The sequence below is a fragment of the Bacillus spizizenii TU-B-10 genome (assembly GCF_000227465.1).
GTDB classification, from domain to species: domain Bacteria; phylum Bacillota; class Bacilli; order Bacillales; family Bacillaceae; genus Bacillus; species Bacillus spizizenii.
In genome coordinates this window covers 114,933-129,357 of record NC_016047.1, presented here as the reverse complement: position 1 = coordinate 129,357, position 14,425 = coordinate 114,933, and the positions used below count along the sequence as shown (strand labels likewise).

14 protein-coding genes and 1 other annotated feature are annotated in these 14,425 nt (G+C 42.9%); all 14 genes read right to left on the bottom strand.

The window, feature by feature from the left end; genetic code table 11:
• Positions 1-114 precede the first annotated feature (114 nt).
• Positions 115-3,714 (bottom strand): DNA-directed RNA polymerase subunit beta', encoded by a 3,600-nt coding sequence (gene rpoC / locus GYO_RS22255; protein ID WP_014112343.1) that lies wholly within the window; start codon positions 3,712-3,714, stop codon positions 115-117.
• A 62-nt stretch (positions 3,715-3,776) separates the two neighbouring features.
• A complete protein-coding gene (rpoB, locus tag GYO_RS22250; RefSeq protein WP_014112342.1) occupies positions 3,777-7,358 on the bottom strand; it encodes a DNA-directed RNA polymerase subunit beta in 3,582 nt (1,193 codons plus the stop codon).
• A 246-nt stretch (positions 7,359-7,604) separates the two neighbouring features.
• Complete coding sequence (locus GYO_RS22245) at positions 7,605-8,210, bottom strand: class I SAM-dependent methyltransferase (RefSeq protein ID WP_014112341.1); 606 nt, start codon at positions 8,208-8,210, stop codon at positions 7,605-7,607.
• A gap of 89 nt (positions 8,211-8,299) precedes the next feature.
• Positions 8,300-8,671 (bottom strand): 50S ribosomal protein L7/L12, encoded by a 372-nt coding sequence (gene rplL, locus GYO_RS22240; RefSeq protein ID WP_003156436.1) that lies wholly within the window; start codon positions 8,669-8,671, stop codon positions 8,300-8,302.
• A gap of 45 nt (positions 8,672-8,716) precedes the next feature.
• Positions 8,717-9,217, bottom strand: coding sequence for a 50S ribosomal protein L10 (gene rplJ / locus GYO_RS22235; protein WP_014112340.1), 501 nt, complete (start codon positions 9,215-9,217; stop codon positions 8,717-8,719).
• Positions 9,218-9,282: 65 nt separating this feature from the next.
• Positions 9,283-9,423, bottom strand: a sequence feature (ribosomal protein L10 leader region).
• Positions 9,424-9,468: 45 nt separating this feature from the next.
• Complete coding sequence (gene rplA / locus GYO_RS22230) at positions 9,469-10,167, bottom strand: 50S ribosomal protein L1 (RefSeq protein ID WP_003235040.1); 699 nt, start codon at positions 10,165-10,167, stop codon at positions 9,469-9,471.
• Between the two features lie 94 nt (positions 10,168-10,261).
• Complete coding sequence (gene rplK, locus GYO_RS22225) at positions 10,262-10,687, bottom strand: 50S ribosomal protein L11 (protein ID WP_003156430.1); 426 nt, start codon at positions 10,685-10,687, stop codon at positions 10,262-10,264.
• 167 nt (positions 10,688-10,854) lie between these two features.
• On the bottom strand, positions 10,855-11,388 hold the full coding sequence (gene nusG, locus GYO_RS22220) for a transcription termination/antitermination protein NusG (RefSeq protein ID WP_003225764.1): 534 nt from the start codon (positions 11,386-11,388) through the stop codon (positions 10,855-10,857).
• Between the two features lie 179 nt (positions 11,389-11,567).
• On the bottom strand, positions 11,568-11,747 hold the full coding sequence (secE, locus tag GYO_RS22215; protein WP_010327716.1) for a preprotein translocase subunit SecE: 180 nt from the start codon (positions 11,745-11,747) through the stop codon (positions 11,568-11,570).
• Between the two features lie 33 nt (positions 11,748-11,780).
• Positions 11,781-11,930, bottom strand: a complete 150-nt coding sequence (rpmG, locus tag GYO_RS22210) for a 50S ribosomal protein L33 (protein WP_003156421.1) — start codon at positions 11,928-11,930, stop codon at positions 11,781-11,783.
• A 92-nt stretch (positions 11,931-12,022) separates the two neighbouring features.
• Positions 12,023-12,679 (bottom strand): RNA polymerase sporulation sigma factor SigH, encoded by a 657-nt coding sequence (gene sigH / locus GYO_RS22205; RefSeq protein ID WP_003225758.1) that lies wholly within the window; start codon positions 12,677-12,679, stop codon positions 12,023-12,025.
• A gap of 62 nt (positions 12,680-12,741) precedes the next feature.
• Positions 12,742-13,254, bottom strand: a complete 513-nt coding sequence (rae1, locus tag GYO_RS22200) for a ribosome-dependent mRNA decay endonuclease Rae1/YacP (protein WP_003225756.1) — start codon at positions 13,252-13,254, stop codon at positions 12,742-12,744.
• Between the two features lie 6 nt (positions 13,255-13,260).
• A complete protein-coding gene (gene rlmB, locus GYO_RS22195) occupies positions 13,261-14,010 on the bottom strand; it encodes a 23S rRNA (guanosine(2251)-2'-O)-methyltransferase RlmB (protein ID WP_003225755.1) in 750 nt (249 codons plus the stop codon).
• The gene (locus tag GYO_RS22190; RefSeq protein WP_003242030.1) at positions 13,994-14,425 is read right to left on the bottom strand and encodes a mini-ribonuclease 3; all 432 of its coding nucleotides are present in this window, start codon (positions 14,423-14,425) and stop codon (positions 13,994-13,996) included. Before GYO_RS22190 ends, rlmB begins: the two co-directional genes overlap by 17 nt.

Below are 14,425 nucleotides of genomic sequence, written 5' to 3'. Positions count from 1 at the left end.
AGACGAATGTCAACAAGGTATGACATTTTTTAGTTTTGTTCTTCTCATAGAGTGATTTTTTATTAAATATTGCTGAAAGACTGTTTGGGCAGTCTTTCAGCAACATTAAATCAGTTATTCAACCGGAACCATGTCTTCAGTCGGCTGAACATTTGAAACTGGTTTTACTTTACGGTATTGCATCATACCTGTACCAGCTGGAACAAGCTTACCGATGATAACATTCTCTTTCAAGCCAAGAAGCTCATCACGCTTACCTTTGATCGCTGCGTCTGTAAGGACACGTGTTGTTTCCTGGAAGGAAGCAGCAGATAAGAATGAATCAGTTTCAAGAGATGCTTTTGTAATACCGAGCAAGACAGGACGGCCTGTAGCAGGACGATTGCCTTCAAGCAATACCTTTTTGTTCGCTTCAGTAAATTGGTGAATATCAAGCAATGTACCTGGAAGTACATCAGTGTCACCGGCGTCAATTACGCGGACTTTGCGAAGCATCTGGCGAACCATTACTTCTACGTGTTTATCACCGATTTCAACACCCTGCATACGGTAAACCTTTTGAACCTCATGGAGAAGATACTCTTGAACAGTAGTCAGGTCAGTCACTTTAAGAAGCTCTTTCGGATCGATTGAACCTTCTGTCAGTACTTGGCCTCGAGTAATTTTATCTCCTTCCGCTACTTTCAGGCGGGAGTTATAAGGTGCCGTATAAGAACGTGTTTCCACTGCGCCTTGAACCACAATTTCCTGTTGCTTATCACGAACTTCATTGATCTCAACGACTGTACCGTCGATTTCTGTAATTGTTGCCTGACCTTTCGGATTACGCGCTTCGAAAAGCTCTTGGATACGCGGAAGACCCTGTGTGATATCGTCTCCGGCAACCCCGCCTGTATGGAATGTACGCATTGTTAACTGTGTACCAGGCTCACCGATTGATTGGGCAGCAATGATACCGACTGCTTCACCGACTTCAACATCGGAGCCAGTTGCAAGATTTCGGCCATAGCATCGTTTACATACACCATGAGGCGTATTACATGTGAAGGCAGAACGGATCCACACTTCTTCAATACCGGCTTCTACAATCTCCAGTGCTTTATCTTCATCGATCAGTTCGTTTTCATTTACAAGCACTTCACCTGTTTCAGGGTGCTTCACTTGTTTTCGTGCAAAACGGCCGATTAAGCGTTCTTCTAAGCGCTCAATTGTTTCAGTTCCTTCTTTAAGAGGCTTAGCAAGGATGCCTCGGTCAGTTCCGCAATCAGTTTCACGGATGATAACATCCTGCGCAACGTCAACGAGACGGCGTGTAAGGTAACCTGAATCAGCAGTTTTAAGGGCGGTATCGGCAAGACCTTTACGCGCACCGTGAGTGGAGATAAAGTACTCCAATACTGTCAGACCTTCACGGAAACTTGATTTGATCGGTAATTCAATGATACGTCCAGCCGGGTTGGCCATCAGGCCGCGCATTCCGGCAAGCTGCGTAAAGTTAGACGCGTTACCACGGGCACCGGAGTCACTCATCATGTAGATCGGGTTGAGCTCATCAAGTGATTTCATCAGTTTGCCTTGGATAACGTCTTTTGCAGCACTCCAGATAGAGATAACTCTCTCATAGCGTTCTTCTTCAGTGATTAGACCACGTCGGAATTGCTTCATGACGTTATCAACTTTGCTTTGCGCTTCCTCAAGAATTTCTTGTTTATCATCGAGTACGACGATGTCAGAAACCCCAACTGTAATACCAGCTTTTGTTGAATATTTGAAACCTAGGTTTTTCATGCGGTCAAGCATTTTAGACGTTTCCGTGATATGGAATCGTTTAAAGATTTCCGCGATGATTTTACCCAGAATACCTTTTTTAAACGGTGCATTGATTGGCTGCTGTTCAATGACAGCTTTTACATCGGCACCTTTTTCTAAGAAGAAACGGTCAGGTGTTTTCTCTTCAATGTTGCTCTTCGTTGGTTCATTCATGTAAGGGAATGATTCCGGAAGAATTTCATTGAAGACAAGCTTACCAACAGTTGTAATTAACAATTTTGAGCGCTGTTCTTCGGTAAATGTCACATTCTTAAGGGAGTTAGCTGCAACAGCTACTCTCGTATGAAGATGCACATATCCGTTTTGATAAGCAAGAAGCGCTTCGTCTGTATTCTTGAAGACCATACCTTCACCGACAGCACCGGCACGCTCAAGTGTCAGGTAATAGTTACCCAGTACCATATCCTGAGACGGTGTTACAACCGGTTTACCATCTTTAGGGTTCAAGATGTTTTGAGCAGCAAGCATCAAGATGCGTGCTTCAGCTTGAGCTTCAGCAGATAATGGTACGTGAACCGCCATTTGGTCACCGTCAAAGTCAGCGTTGTAAGCTGTACATACGAGCGGGTGAAGACGGATTGCGCGTCCTTCAACAAGTGTTGGTTCAAACGCTTGGATACCTAATCTGTGAAGTGTAGGGGCACGGTTCAGAAGTACCGGATGCTCCTTAATAACTGATTCCAGTACATCCCATACTTCAGGCTGTACGCGCTCAATTTTACGTTTCGCACTCTTAATGTTGTGAGCAAGACCTTTTTCAACAAGCTCCTTCATAACGAAAGGTTTGAAAAGTTCAAGCGCCATTTCCTTCGGTAATCCGCATTGGTACATTTTCAAATGAGGACCAACAACGATTACAGAACGTCCGGAGTAATCGACACGTTTACCAAGAAGGTTTTGACGGAAACGGCCTTGCTTCCCTTTCAACATGTGAGAAAGAGATTTTAACGGTCTGTTACCAGGACCTGTTACAGGACGTCCGCGGCGGCCGTTGTCAATTAAAGCATCGACAGCCTCTTGGAGCATACGCTTTTCGTTTTGAACAATGATGCTAGGCGCACCAAGGTCCAAAAGGCGTTTCAAACGATTGTTACGGTTGATGACACGACGATAAAGATCATTCAAATCAGAAGTCGCAAAACGTCCGCCATCTAGCTGAACCATCGGTCTAAGCTCAGGAGGAATAACAGGAAGCACATCAAGGATCATCCAAGAAGGCTTGTTTCCTGAGTTACGGAAGGCTTCTAAAACTTCAAGACGTTTGATCGCACGAGTACGGCGCTGTCCTTGTGAAGTTTTTAGCTCTTCTTTTAACATATCAACTTCTTTTACAAGATCGATATCTTGAAGAAGTTTATGAATCGCTTCTGCACCCATAGACGCTTGGAACTTATTACCGTATTTATCAAGATAAGCACGGTATTCTTTTTCAGACAGAAGCTGTTTCTTTTCAAGCGGTGTGTTTGCCGGATCAGTTACAACGTAAGAAGCAAAGTAAATGACTTCTTCTAAAGCACGAGGTGACATATCCAGCACAAGACCCATACGGCTTGGAATACCTTTGAAATACCAAATGTGGGAAACTGGGGCAGCCAGTTCAATGTGCCCCATTCTCTCACGACGGACTTTTGCCCGTGTTACTTCGACTCCGCAGCGGTCACAAACTACGCCTTTATAACGAACTCGCTTGTACTTCCCGCAATGACATTCCCAGTCCTTAGTCGGTCCGAAAATGCGTTCGCAGAATAGACCGTCCTTTTCAGGTTTTAACGTACGATAGTTTATCGTTTCAGGCTTTTTCACTTCACCAAAAGACCATGAACGGATTTTATCCGGTGAAGCAAGACCGATGTTCATATACTCAAAATTGTTCACATCTAGCAAGGGGCCTACCTCCCTTTTTATCTTCGGATTAAACCGATGTCACTTGCCTTTATAACTAGAGATTATTCTTTCGTTACTACATCTCGTTCAACGTCTGCAGATGCTGTTTCTTGCGGCTCTTCATCACCTGATAATGCCAGGCCGTCAGCTTGTTTCGCATCTTCTTCGTCTTCTAAATCTCTCATTTCTATTTCTTCTTCATCACCAGAAAGGATTTTGACATCCATACCTAAGCTTTGAAGTTCTTTGATTAATACTTTGAATGATTCCGGAACACCCGGTTCAGGAACATTGTCGCCTTTAACGATGGCTTCGTATGTTTTCACACGTCCAACCACGTCATCAGACTTCACAGTCAGAATTTCTTGAAGAGTGTAAGCCGCACCGTAAGCTTCAAGTGCCCATACCTCCATCTCACCGAAACGCTGCCCTCCAAATTGCGCTTTACCGCCAAGAGGCTGCTGCGTAACAAGTGAGTAAGGACCTGTAGAACGTGCATGAAGTTTATCGTCAACCATGTGAGCCAGTTTGATCATGTACATGATACCGACAGATACGCGGTTATCAAATGGCTCTCCAGTACGTCCGTCGTAAAGCACAGTTTTGGCGTCACGAGACATGCCGGCTTCTTCAAGCGTTTCCCAAACATCCTCTTCTCGCGCTCCATCAAATACAGGAGATGCAATGTGAATGCCGAGGTAACGAGCGGCCATACCCATATGAAGCTCCAATACCTGCCCGATGTTCATACGTGATGGTACGCCCAGCGGGTTAAGCATGATATCAATTGGTGTGCCGTCAGGAAGGTAAGGCATATCCTCTTCAGGAAGAATCTTAGAGATAACACCTTTGTTACCGTGACGACCGGCCATTTTATCCCCTTCAGAAATCTTACGTTTCTGAACGATATATACGCGTACCAACTGGTTAACACCTGGAGGAAGTTCGTCTCCATCTTCACGGTTGAAGACTTTAACGTCATGGATAATTCCACCGCCGCCGTGAGGCACACGAAGTGAAGTATCACGAACCTCGCGGGCTTTTTCACCAAAGATGGCGTGAAGCAGGCGTTCTTCAGCAGTCAGTTCAGTTACGCCTTTAGGCGTTACTTTACCAACAAGAAGATCTCCGTCTTTTACTTCTGCCCCAATACGGATGATTCCGCGGTCATCAAGATTGCGAAGCGCATCTTCACCGACGTTTGGAATATCGCGAGTGATTTCTTCAGGTCCAAGTTTCGTATCACGTGCTTCTGATTCATATTCTTCGATGTGGATAGATGTATAAACATCATCCTTCACAAGGCGTTCACTCATGATGATGGCATCCTCATAGTTGTAGCCATCCCATGTCATGAAGCCGACCATTACGTTACGGCCAAGTGCAAGTTCACCAAGCTCCATAGAAGGACCGTCAGCAAGGATTTCTCCTTTTACCACTTCATCGCCGACACTTACGATCGGACGCTGGTTGTAGCACGTACCTTGGTTAGAGCGGACAAATTTCAGCAGGCTGTATTTATCCAGGTTTCCTTTTACTTTTTGACCGTCGACTTCTTCATAACGGCGAACCCATACGTTTTTCGCTTCTACGCGTTCAACGATACCAGGGTGTTTACAAATAACAGCGGCACCAGAGTCTTTACCTGATACGTATTCCATACCAGTTCCAACGAATGGCGCTTCCGGCTGCATCAAAGGCACAGCCTGACGCTGCATGTTCGCTCCCATGAGGGCACGGTTGGAGTCATCGTTTTCTAGGAACGGGATACATGCTGTCGCAGCAGAAACAACCTGCTTAGGCGATACATCCATGTAGTCTACACGGTTTCTGGAAACAACGGTGTTCTCCCCGCGGAAACGGGCTACGATGCTGTCATCAATAAATGCGCCTTCGTCATCAAGACGAGCGTTCGCTTGAGCGACAACATAGTTATCCTCTTCATCAGCAGTTAAGTAATCGATTCTGCCCGTTACCTTCCCTGTTTCAGGATCAACGCGGCGATATGGCGTTTCGATAAAGCCAAAACGGTTTACTTTTGCATATGATGAAAGTGAGTTGATCAAACCGATATTCGGACCCTCAGGTGTTTCAATCGGACACATACGGCCATAGTGGGAGTAGTGAACGTCACGTACTTCCATTCCGGCACGCTCACGTGTCAATCCGCCCGGTCCTAATGCTGACAGACGGCGCTTATGCGTTAATTCAGCAAGCGGGTTCGTCTGGTCCATGAATTGAGAAAGCTGAGAGCTTCCAAAGAACTCTTTAATGGACGCAATAACAGGACGAATATTGATCAGCTGCTGAGGTGTAATTGTATTCGTATCTTGAATTGACATTCTCTCACGAACCACACGCTCCATACGGCTTAAACCGATACGGAATTGGTTTTGGAGAAGCTCACCTACAGAACGCAAACGGCGGTTTCCAAGATGATCGATATCATCTGTGTCGCCTACTCCGTGCAGCAAGTTGAAGAAGTAGCTGATGGAAGAAATAATATCAGCAGGCGTAATGTTTTTAATCTCTTCTTCAATGTAAGCATTGCCGATTACATTAATAACCTGTTCTCCTTCTTGATCAGTCGGAGCAAAGATTTTAATCGATTGAAGAGTTACTTCATCTTCAACAACACCGCCATTCGGATACAGCTTTCTGAAACCGATTCCGTTTTCTAAGTATGGCAGTACTTTATCTAGTGTTCTTCTATCAAGAATCTGACCTTTTTCAGCCAGGATTTCTCCTGTTTCAGGGTCCACAAGCGTTTCAGCAAGTCTCTGATTAAAGAGGCGATTCTTAATATGAAGTTTTTTATTAATTTTATAGCGTCCTACATTGGCAAGATCGTATCGTTTCGGATCAAAGAAACGAGAATCAAGCAAGCTTTTCGCATTTTCTACTGTAGGCGGCTCTCCAGGACGGAGACGTTCGTAAATTTCAAGCAGCGCTTTGTCGCTGTTTTCCGTGTTATCTTTATCAAGCGTATTTCGCAGGTATTCGTTCTCTCCTACGAGATCAAGAATCTCTTGATCGGAACCGAAGCCGAGAGCACGCAAAAGAACCGTAACCGGCAACTTACGTGTGCGATCAATGCGGACATAAACAACATCTTTCGCATCAGTTTCGTATTCTAACCATGCGCCACGGTTTGGAATGACAGTTGCGGTAAAACCTTTTTTACCGTTCTTGTCTACTTTACCACTGAAATATACACTTGGAGACCGAACAAGCTGGGAAACGATAACGCGTTCCGCACCATTAATGATAAAAGTACCTGTATCTGTCATAATCGGGAAATCACCCATGAAGACATCTTGGTCTTTTACCTCTCCAGTTTCTTTGTTAATTAAACGAACCTTCACTCTTAGCGGAGCTGAGTAAGTCACATCACGTTCTTTTGATTCCTCTACAGGATATTTAGGATCACCTAAACTATAATCAATGAACTCAAGAGAGAGGTTACCAGTGAAATCCTCAATTGGCGATATGTCTTGAAACATCTCTCTAAGACCCTCATCAAGAAACCACTGATAAGAAGAGGTTTGAATTTCAATGAGATTTGGTAATTCTAACACTTCGCTAATGCGAGCATAGCTTCTGCGCTGGCGGTGTCGTCCATACTGAACTAGTTGACCTGTCAACTGATTCACCCCTCAAATCATGCGTATTATATGTGTAATAAGCATTTCTTTTCATAGAAAGAAAATACTTTTACAAGACAAAAGAAAAAAGGGTTTCTAATTAAGAAAACCACATCCAAAAACAAATACCGATTTTATTAGCATTTCCATACTTGTATAATTTATACATAGATATTGACAATTCATCATATCAAGCAAAATATATACATTGGCATTTTATAATATTAACATAGCTAAAATACTGAGTCAAACTTTTTTTGCTTTTATGATATAATAGCCTTTCTTTTTTTGAACGACAGAAACTTCAGCGAACAGTTCCTCGAGCTTTTCAATGGCAGAAGGCGCGCCTTGCTTTTTCTGTATGACGATCCACAACTCACCTGAAGCTTTTAAGTGTTCAGCGCTTTTCTCAAAGATAGCATGGACAACTTTTTTTCCGGCTCGGATTGGGGGATTTGTAAGAATAGAAGCAAATGTTTGGGCAGAATCAACGTTTGAAAACATATCACTCTGATAAATCTTAACGTTTGTTATTCCGTTTTGTTCCGCATTTTCATTTGATAGCTCTACAGCTCTCTCATTAACGTCAATCATGTGGATGGTCCGGTCTTTAAAGTCGCTGGCCAGTGATAGACCAATCGGGCCATACCCGCAGCCTACATCCAGAATGCTGCCCTCAACTTCTGGCTCTTCAAAAGAATCAATCAGCAGACGGGATCCGAAATCAACTTCCTTTTTAGAAAAAACCCCGCTGTCGCTTGTAAACGTGAAATCTTTCTTACGAAGCCTAAAAGACCAGGTTTGCTTGTTGCTTTTTACTGAAGGTTTTTCTGAATAATAGTGCTCACTCATTATTAGAACCTCCTTTTGTCATGTCTTAAAGAATGGCAAAGAAAAAGCTCGCCTCATAAAAGCGAGCTTCCCCTACAGGTAAGTGAAGATTACTTAACTTCTACAGAAGCGCCAACTTCTTCAAGTTTAGCTTTAAGCTCTTCAGCTTCTTCTTTAGCAATACCTTCTTTAAGTGGTTTTGGAGTGTTGTCAACAAGTTCTTTAGCTTCTTTCAAGCCAAGACCAGTGATTTCACGTACAACTTTGATAACTTTGATTTTTTGAGAACCTGCACCAGCAAGGATAAGGTCGAATTCGCTTTGCTCTTCAGCAGCTCCGCCTGCAGCAGCTCCGCCAGCTACAGCTACAGGAGCAGCAGCAGTTACGCCAAATTCTTCTTCGATTGCTTTTACTAGGTCGTTCAATTCAAGTACAGTTGCTTCTTTAACGGAAGCAATGATTTCTTCGATATTTAAAGCCATTTGTAATTCCTCCATTTTGTTTTAATTTATGAAAAACTGATTAGATTAAGCGCCTTGTTCTTCCTTTTGTTCTGCCACAGCTTTTGCAGCAAGAGCAAAGTTGCGAACTGGAGCTTGAAGTACGCTAAGCAACATAGAAAGCAAGCCTTCGCGTGATGGAAGTTCAGCAAGAGCTTTCACTTCTTCAACAGTAGAAACTTTACCTTCGATAACGCCAGCTTTGATTTCAAGAGCTTCGTGGTTTTTAGCGAACTCATTAAGAACTTTAGCCGGAGCGACAGCATCTTCAGTGCTGAATGCGATCGCGTTCGGTCCAGTTAAGAAATCATTCAAACCATTAAGCTCAGCTTGTTCAACCGCACGGCGAGTCATCGTATTTTTGTAAACTTTGAACTCAACGTTAGCTTCGCGAAGCTGTTTACGAAGTTCTGTTACTTCAGAAACGTTAAGTCCGCGATAGTCAACGATGATCGTTGATTTACTTTCTTTCAGTTTAGAAGCAATTTCTTCAACAACAACTTTTTTTGTTTCAATTGCGCTGCTCATGGTTACACCTCCTGTAGATTCTTGTGTAACACTTATACCGTTAGGTGATCACGACTGAGACGACGGATTCCATATAAAAAGCCTCCATGAGACATGGAGGCTGTATATACAAGCATACGTAACGTAATAGCTGTGATAATATACACCTCGGTAGGATCATTAAGCGGTTAAGCCCCTACTGTCTACGGTATAAATGATATTCTATTTTACAACATTTTGAATCATATCAGAATGTTGATGTCGTGTCAATATTATTTTACGTTAAAAGTTGAAGAGTCTACTTTGACACCAGGTCCCATAGTAGAAGTTACAGCAACGTTTTTCACGTAAACGCCTTTTGCTGCAGCAGGTTTAGCTTTCAGGATTGTATCGTACATTGTTGTGAAGTTCTCAACAAGTTTTTCATCCTCGAAAGAAACTTTACCGATAGGAACATGAATGTTTCCAGCTTTATCAACACGGTATTCAACTTTACCAGCTTTGATTTCGCCGATAGCTTTTTCAACTTCGAAAGTAACTGTACCAGTTTTAGGGTTTGGCATTAAACCTTTTGGTCCAAGTACACGACCGATTTTACCAACTTCACCCATCATGTCAGGTGTAGCTACGATTACATCGAAATCGAACCAGCCTTGTTGAATTTTGTTGATGTAGTCAGTATCGCCAACGAAATCTGCACCAGCAGCTTCAGCTTCTTTCGCTTTTTCGCCTTTTGCGAAAACGAGAACGCGCTGAGTTTTACCAGTTCCGTTTGGAAGCACGACTGCTCCACGGATTTGCTGGTCGTTTTTACGAGGGTCAACCCCTAGACGGAAAGCCACTTCAACTGTAGCGTCGAATTTAGCTGTGTTTGTTTTTTTAACGAGAGCTACTGCTTCAGAAACGTCGTAAGCTTTTGAACGATCTACAAGCTTAGCAGCTTCAACGTACTTTTTACCTTTTTTAGCCATTTTAAAATTTCCTCCTTATGTGGTTATAGCGGAATAACCTCCCACGAATAAGGGTTGCGAACTTGTTAAAACTCGCAACCCGACAAGAAACAAATTAATCCTCGATTACAATACCCATACTGCGGGCAGTACCTTCAACCATGCGCATTGCCGCTTCAACGTCTGCTGCGTTTAAGTCAGGCATTTTCGTTTCAGCGATTTCGCGTACTTTATCGCGCTTAACAGTTGCCACTTTATTACGGTTTGGTTCACCAGAACCAGACTCAATTCCAGCTGCTTTTTTAAGCAATACTGCAGCAGGCGGAGTTTTTGTAATAAATGTAAATGAACGGTCTTCGTAAACCGAAATTTCAACAGGAATGATTAAACCAGCTTGGTCAGCTGTACGAGCGTTAAACTCCTTACAGAATCCCATGATGTTAACACCGGCTTGACCAAGTGCAGGTCCAACTGGTGGTGCTGGGTTAGCTTTTCCAGCAGGAATTTGCAATTTTACAACTTTTACTACTTTTTTAGCCACGAGACACACCTCCTTAAGTCCGTGATGTGGTAATAGGGTAAACCCTCCCACTCAAGGTTTCATTCTTTATATGAATGACGAAATATCAAGCTAGTTGCCTTGGATAAGTCCAAGACGTACCTTTGCTATATTATCATTTATATATAGCAATTTCAAGTTTTTTCACATTACAATTTATCGATTTGGGTAAATTCCAGCTCAACCGGCGTTTCACGGCCGAACATATTAACGAAAACTTTGACCTTGCTTTTATCATAATCAATCTCTTCAATTGATCCAGTAAAGTTGGCAAAAGGTCCGTCTATCACTTTCACTGTCTCTTTCAGTTCAAAGTCAATGTCCGTTTTGCGTTCGTCCATGCCCATTCTCTTCAGAATGGTTTCCGCTTCGCCCGGAAGCAGCGGCGTCGGTTTTGAGCCAGAGCCGGCAGATCCTACGAATCCAGTAACGCCTGGCGTGTTGCGGACAACATACCAAGAGTCGTCTGTCATTACAATTTCAACAAGCACATAACCAGGGAATACTTTCTTTTTCACGACTTTTTTCTTGCCGTTTTTGATATCCGTTTCTTCTTCTTCAGGTACGACTACACGGAAAATTTTATCCTGCATCCCCATTGATTCAACACGTTTTTCCAAGTTAGCTTTTACTTTATTCTCATAACCAGAGTACGTGTGAACAACATACCAATTCTTTTCCATTCTCTTCAGGACTCTCCAGTCCTTCCCTCCCCGCATTTGGTTTTTAGTGAATGACCATAACGCTTCAAAAAATAGGCGGCAAACCTATGATAACTTTCATTTTAAGCCACAATAAAAAACCCGCTGAACGGGTTTTGGCAAGTGATATTATGATCTATTATAGCACGTATTGCTGATCATTATTCAACTATTAAACGAATTAATTGAGAAATTCCTGTGTCAAGGAGGGCAAAAAAGATAATAAAAAAGATAACTGTTGAAATCACCGTAATGGTATAACGCGTTAACTCTTTTCCTTTAGGCCAGCTTACCTTTTTCATTTCTTTCCCAACATCTTTAAAGAATCTCATAATACGCATGTAAAAGACCTCCACAATTTAAAAGCGCAAAAACTATTTTGTTTCAAGATGAGCTGTATGTGAATTGCAAGTACTGCAGTATTTCTTTACTTCTAATCGCTCAGCCGCTGATGCAGAGCTCTTCATTGTCGTATAATTACGGTTTCCGCATGTCTTGCATGCTAGCGTAATCTTTTTTCTCATGTCATTACACCTTTTTCTAAATAGACATTTGTTCTTATCTTTAGTAACATATCACAGTCAGAAAAATACTGTCAATATAACATAAATCCCTATTACAAACTGATTTCGCGAATTTCCAAGTACTTCTCCAGCTTACGTTTTACACGCTGAAGGGCATTGTCGATCGATTTCACATGCCGGTTCAGTTCATCGGAAATCTCTTGGTAACTTCTTCCGTCAAGATATAAGACGAGTACTTTTCTCTCTAAATCACTTAATAGTTCTCCCATTTTCATTTCAATGTCATCAAATTCTTCCTGATTGATGATCATTTCCTCAGGGTTTAAGGTTTTCGCTCCTGAAATGACATCAAGCAGCGTTCGGTCTGATTCTTCATCAAAAATCGGTTTATCTAATGAGACGTAGGAATTCAAAGGAATGTGTTTCTGGCGAGTAGCTGTCTTTATTGCGGTAATAATTTGGCGGGTAATACATAATTCTGCGAAAGCTTTGAAAGAGGTAAGCTTGTCCTCTTTGAAGTCACGAATAGACTTATAGAGGCCTATCATACCTTCCTGAACAATATCTTCTCTGTCCGCTCCTATTAAAAAATAGGATCTTGCTTTTGCCCGAACAAAGTTTCGGTACTTCGTAATCAAGTAATCTAACGCATCACTGTCCCCAACATGAACCTTTTCAATGACCTGCTCGTCCTCCAACTGGCAAAACTGCTCTTTGTTGAATTTTCCCTTGTTGTTCTGTAGATTCACTCCGATCCCCCCGGCGCACGTAGATAGAAATATTATACAGTATTGGGCAAAAAAGCGTCAACTTAATCTAAGTCTCCCCGCCTCCACTTTTCAAACGTTTTCAAAACCTCTTCCGATAAAGCAATTTTACCCGCCGGCTTTTCGGAAGTGATTTTTCTTACCCGTCTCTCTATTCGCCTTTCAATCGCTTCTACCTCTCTCAAAAGCTCCCGGGCCGATTTCCGCAATGCCCCCTGTCCGAAAATCGCCCACTGCTCAGTATAGTCAGAGGTTGCAACATGAATTTGAGTCGCAATATTATTTAAAGCCTGAGCAAGCTTTTCTATCCGCTCATCAGCCGTCTCATTTTCTTTCGTAAAAATCACTTCAACTCTGTGGTTGGTCTGTTTTTTCTCAAGCCCTTTTACGAGATGTGCGTCAAAAACAACAATAACCCTGTTTCCTGTATACGATTGATATTCCGCCATTTTCTGAATCAGTACGTCTCTCGCCTCTTCAAAACTGTTCGCTTTTAAATCCTTCAGCTGCGGCCAGGCTCCAATCATGTTGTATCCGTCTACTAACAGGATATCCATGGGTCTTTATTCTCCCAGAGGGTTTCGTTTCCGGTAGACTTCATACATCAAAAGACCAGCCGCGACAGATGCATTCAGTGAAGTTACCTTCCCGGCCATCGGGAGTTTAATGAGAAAATCACACTTTTCTTTAACGAGGCGGCCCATCCCTTTTCCTTCACTTCCAATGACTAAAGCCAAAGGCATATTGCCGTCCATGTTGCGGTAATCCTCACGCGCGGATGCATCCGTTCCGACAACCCAGATACCCCGCTCTTTCATTTCTTCTAACGTCCGCGCCAAATTGGTGACTCTTGCTACAGGAATGTGCTCAATTGCCCCTGTTGAAGCTTTAGCCACTGTTGTTGTCAGCCCGACAGCTCTCCGCTTTGGAATCACGATGCCATGGGCGCCGACCGCATCAGCCGTTCTCATAATGGAACCGAGATTATGAGGGTCTTCAAGCTCGTCCAGAATGAGGAAGAAAGGCTGTTCATTTCTTTCTTCGGCTGCTTTATATAAATCGTCCAGTTCTGCATATTCATACGCTGCAACCTGTGCCACTACGCCTTGATGCTGCCCTGTCACCATTTGATCGAGTTTTTTTCTCGGGACATATTGAATCGTGATTCCCTGCTTTTTCGCAAGCTCAATCACCTGCTGTGCTTGTCCCTTTACGGTGTTTTCCGCCATCCACAGCTTATACAGCTTACGATCTGATTTTAACGTCTCGATCACTGCATTTTTCCCTATGACGTAATCATGTTGCTGACTCATTTGTTTTCCTCCCTGACGTTCCGAATTGTATAGCTTCGGCAACGAGCTGACTAAGTCTTTCCTCTTTTTTCTCTAGAAAAAGATAGCCAAGCAGCGCTTCAAATGCTGTACTATAGCGGTATGTCTGAACATCTGTATTTTTAGGTGTCGTTCCCGACTTCGCATTTCTGCCTCTTTTCAGCACCGCTTCCTCTTCTTCCGTAAAAAATGATTGATCCTGCAGAAAGAATAGGATCTCAGCCTGTGACTTTGCCGACACGATCCGGCTTGATTTCTTATGAAGATCATTTGGTTTGGTAAAACCCTGCTTAAGCAGGTGATGCCTTACATACACTTCAAAAATGGCATCACCTATATAAGCAAGCGCAAGACCGTTAAGCTGCTTTGAATCTTTTATCGTTTCAAAATCAAGCAT